Origin of the sequence: Pseudokineococcus sp. 5B2Z-1, from assembly GCF_037482305.1 — a bacterium.
Lineage (GTDB): Bacteria > Actinomycetota > Actinomycetes > Actinomycetales > Quadrisphaeraceae > Pseudokineococcus.
In genome coordinates this window covers 478,806-481,989 of sequence record NZ_JBBHZG010000004.1, presented here as the reverse complement: position 1 = coordinate 481,989, position 3,184 = coordinate 478,806, and the positions used below count along the sequence as shown (strand labels likewise).

4 protein-coding genes are annotated in these 3,184 nt (G+C 79.4%); 1 reads left to right on the top strand and 3 read right to left on the bottom strand.

Translation table 11 applies throughout. The features are described from left to right. From WDV85_RS12995 to WDV85_RS12985, 3 genes are all read right to left on the bottom strand, one after another. A partial coding sequence (locus WDV85_RS12995; RefSeq protein WP_339571023.1) for an energy-coupling factor ABC transporter ATP-binding protein occupies nucleotides 1–545 on the bottom strand: 545 nt, incomplete at its 3' end. A 14-nt stretch (nucleotides 546–559) separates the two neighbouring features. Beyond that, entirely contained in the window at nucleotides 560–1,282 is a 723-nt protein-coding gene (gene cbiQ, locus WDV85_RS12990; protein WP_339571022.1) for a cobalt ECF transporter T component CbiQ, read from the bottom strand. A gap of 113 nt (nucleotides 1,283–1,395) precedes the next feature. Further along, nucleotides 1,396–2,427 carry an energy-coupling factor ABC transporter permease gene (locus WDV85_RS12985; protein WP_339571021.1) on the bottom strand — a complete coding sequence of 344 codons (1,032 nt, stop codon included), beginning with the start codon at nucleotides 2,425–2,427 and terminating at the stop codon, nucleotides 1,396–1,398. 270 nt (nucleotides 2,428–2,697) lie between these two features. Here WDV85_RS12985 and WDV85_RS12980 point away from each other — a divergent pair, with 270 nt between their 5' ends. Beyond that, nucleotides 2,698–3,171 (top strand): Fur family transcriptional regulator, encoded by a 474-nt coding sequence (locus tag WDV85_RS12980; RefSeq protein WP_339571020.1) that lies wholly within the window; start codon nucleotides 2,698–2,700, stop codon nucleotides 3,169–3,171. Nucleotides 3,172–3,184: the final 13 nt, after the last annotated feature.

The window sequence follows — 3,184 nt, the reverse complement described above, 5'->3', positions numbered from 1 at the left end:
GGGTCGAGGTTGGCCGTCGGCTCGTCGAGCACGAGCACCTCCGGGTCGGTGGCCAGCACGGTCGCGAGCGCCGCCCGGCGCCGCTGGCCCTGGGACAGGTGGTGCGGCGCGCGGTCGGCGACGTCGCCGAGCGCCACGGCGGCGAGCGCGCGGTCGACGCGGGCGCGCAGGTCCTCGCCCCGCAGGCCCTCGTTGGCGGGGCCGAAGGCGACGTCGTCCCCGACGGTCGGCAGGAAGAGCTGGTCGTCCGGGTCCTGCAGCACGACGCCGACCCGCCGGCGCACCTCCGGCAGCGTGCGGCGGGCCAGCTCGAGGCCGCCGACGACGACCCGCCCGGCGCCCGTCCCGCCCGCCACCGCCCCGAGGACGCCGACGAGGTGCAGCACGAGCGTCGTCTTCCCGGCGCCGTTGGGGCCCAGGAGCGCGACCCGCTCGCCGGGGGCGACCTCGAGGTCGACGCCGAAGAGCACCTGGCGCCCGTCGGGGTAGGCGAAGGCCAGGCCCTCGACGACGAGGGACGGCGCGCGCTCGACGTCGGCGCTCACCCCACGACCCGGGGTCACCCCAGGACCCGCGCGGTCACGGCGACGACGGCGGCCGCGGCCGGCACCGCGCACGCCACCGCCCACTGCGCCGCGCTCGCGGGCCCGCCGCCGAGGCCCGGCACGGCGCCGGACCACCCGCGCAGGAGCATGGCCCGCTGCACGCGCTCGCCGCGCTCGTAGCCGCGGACGAACAGCGCCCCCGCCGCGCCCGCGACCGCGGGCAGGTGGCGCAGCCGCCGCCCGCCGCCGCGCAGGGCCACGGCCGTCTGCAGGCGGCGCGCCTCGCCGACGAGGACGACGGAGTAGCGGACGGCGAAGGCGAGCACGAGCACCATCGAGCGCGGCAGCCGCAGGCGCTCCAGGCCGCCGAGCAGGTCGCGGGCCGGCGTCGTCGAGGCCAGCACGACGGCGGCGAGGACGCCCAGCGTCGCCTTCACGAGGAGGGTGGCGCCGCCCTCGAGCCCCGCCCGCGACAGGGAGAGGCCGAGGACCTCCACCCGCGGGCCCGTCGCGACCACCGGCAGCAGCAGGCAGAAGACGACGACCGGCAGCTCCACGAGCATCCGCCGCGCCACCAGGCTCGCGGGCAGGCGCGCGGCCGCGACGACCCCGAGCACGAGCACCGCGCACGCGGCCAGCGCCCACCAGGCGCCCGTCGGCACCGCCACGACCGCCGCCGCCAGGGCGGTGAGCGCCACGACCTTCGTCTGGGCGGGGAGGCGGTGCACGGGGGACATCGCCGGGTCTCCGCCGGCCTCTGCACCGGTCCGCGGGAGGTCCAGCACGACCCGTCCCGACGCGCCGCCGTGCGCCACCGGGCCGAGGGCGGCAGGACGCTCCGCCGCCGTCGTCACGCCGTCGCGCGGCGCCGGCGGCGCGCCACGAGCCCCAGCGCGCCCGCCGCGAGGAGGGCCGTCACGACGACGCCGGCGACCCCGGCCAGCGTGACGGCGAGCGCCCCCGGCACGTCGGCCACGGCGTAGTCGGCGAGGGGGCCGGCGGCGACGGCCGAGTCGCTCGCGGCGCCGTCGAAGCCGACGAGCCCGGCGACGTGCTCGAGCCCGTCGGGGCTGCCGCTGGCGAGGAGGCTCACGCCGCCCGCGACGACGAGGCAGGCCAGCAGCGCGACGACGAGAGGACGGCGCCGGGCGCCGCCGGCGGCCGGAGCGTCGGCCTCGCGCGGGGCGGCGGGCACGCTGGTGCGCCGCCCGTCCGCGCCGACGACGACGAGCTCGCGCCGCGCGGGCGCCGCCGCGCGCACGAGGTCGGGGCGCGCGACCACGGCGGCGGCGAGGACGGCCCCGGTGATGAGCGCCTCGCCGACGCCGATGAGGGCGTGCCAGCCGAGCATCGCCGCGGCGAGCGAGCCAAGGTCCACGGGCACGGCGCCGCCGACGGCGTAGAGCCCGACGAAGACGAGCGCCGCCGCGGGGACGGAGACGAGGCCGCCGAGGGCCGCCGCCGGGACGACGGACGACGGACGCCGGGGCAGCACGGCCAGCGCGCCGCGCGTCACGAGGTGGCCGACGACGACGGTGACCACGGCGATGAGCAGCACGTTGGTGCCGAGCGCCGTCAGCCCGCCGTCGGCGAACAGCAAGCCTTGGACCAGCAGGACGACCGTGAGGCACACCACCGCCGTCGCGGGGCCGACGAGGGCCGCGGCCAGCGCGCCGCCCATGAGGTGGCCGCTGGTGCCCGCGCCGACCGGGAAGTTGACCATCTGGACGGCGAAGACGAAGGCCGAGACGAGGCCCGGCAGCGCGGGGGACTCCTCGACGTCGTGGCGCGCCCGCCGCAGCGCGACGCCGACGGCGCCGGCGCTGACGCCGGCGGTCGCCACGGAGGTGGTGAGGTCGAGGAAGCCGTCGGGGACGTGCACCGACGCATCGTCGTCCCAGGTGCGACTGCGTCGCAAGAGGCCGGTGGACGGCGAGCAGATGACCTCTCGGTGTCCACCCCGGGTCCCGCGTCGTGGCGACGGGACGACCGGCTGCCGCGGCACGCCCGCCTGGTGCTCCAGGGGCTCGACCAGACGGTCGTGGGTCGAAGGAGTCGGCTGAGCGCGGGCGGCACGTCTGCCAGCTCTCGGGACGTCTCCGCGGACGTGCACCTCACGCCCCCTTCCCGCCTGCTCGCTACCGTCGCCGCCGTGGACGAGCAGGACGGCGGCGTCCCCGTCGAGGCGGTGGCGCGGGAGCGCAGCGCCTCGGCGCTGGAGCTGCTGCGGCACCGCGGCGCTCGCGTGACGACGGCCCGGCGCGCCGTCGTGGCGGTGCTCGCGGGGACGGACGCGCACCTGTCGGCCGACGACGTCGCCGCCCGCGTCGAGGCCTCGGCGCCCGGCGTCCACCGGGCGACCGTCTACCGGACGCTCGAGTCGCTCGCCGGCCTCGGGGTCGTCGAGCACGTGCACCTCGACCGCGGGCCCGTCGTCCACCACCTCGCGGCCGGCCCGGAGCGCGCCCACCTGCACGCGCGCTGCCAGCGCTGCGGCCGGGTGGAGGACGTGCCCGCCGACCTGCTCGACGAGGCCGGCGCGCGGCTCGCGCGCGAGGCCGGCTTCACGCTCGACCCCGGGCACGTCGCGCTGTCCGGGACCTGCCGGGCCTGCGCCGCCGGCTGACGCTCGGTCCTCG

Coding starts and splice junctions, on each gene's coding strand:
- cbiQ (WP_339571022.1), bottom strand. CDS start 1,282: ATGTCCCCCGTGCACCGCCTCCCCGCCCAGACGAAGGTCGTGGCGCTC.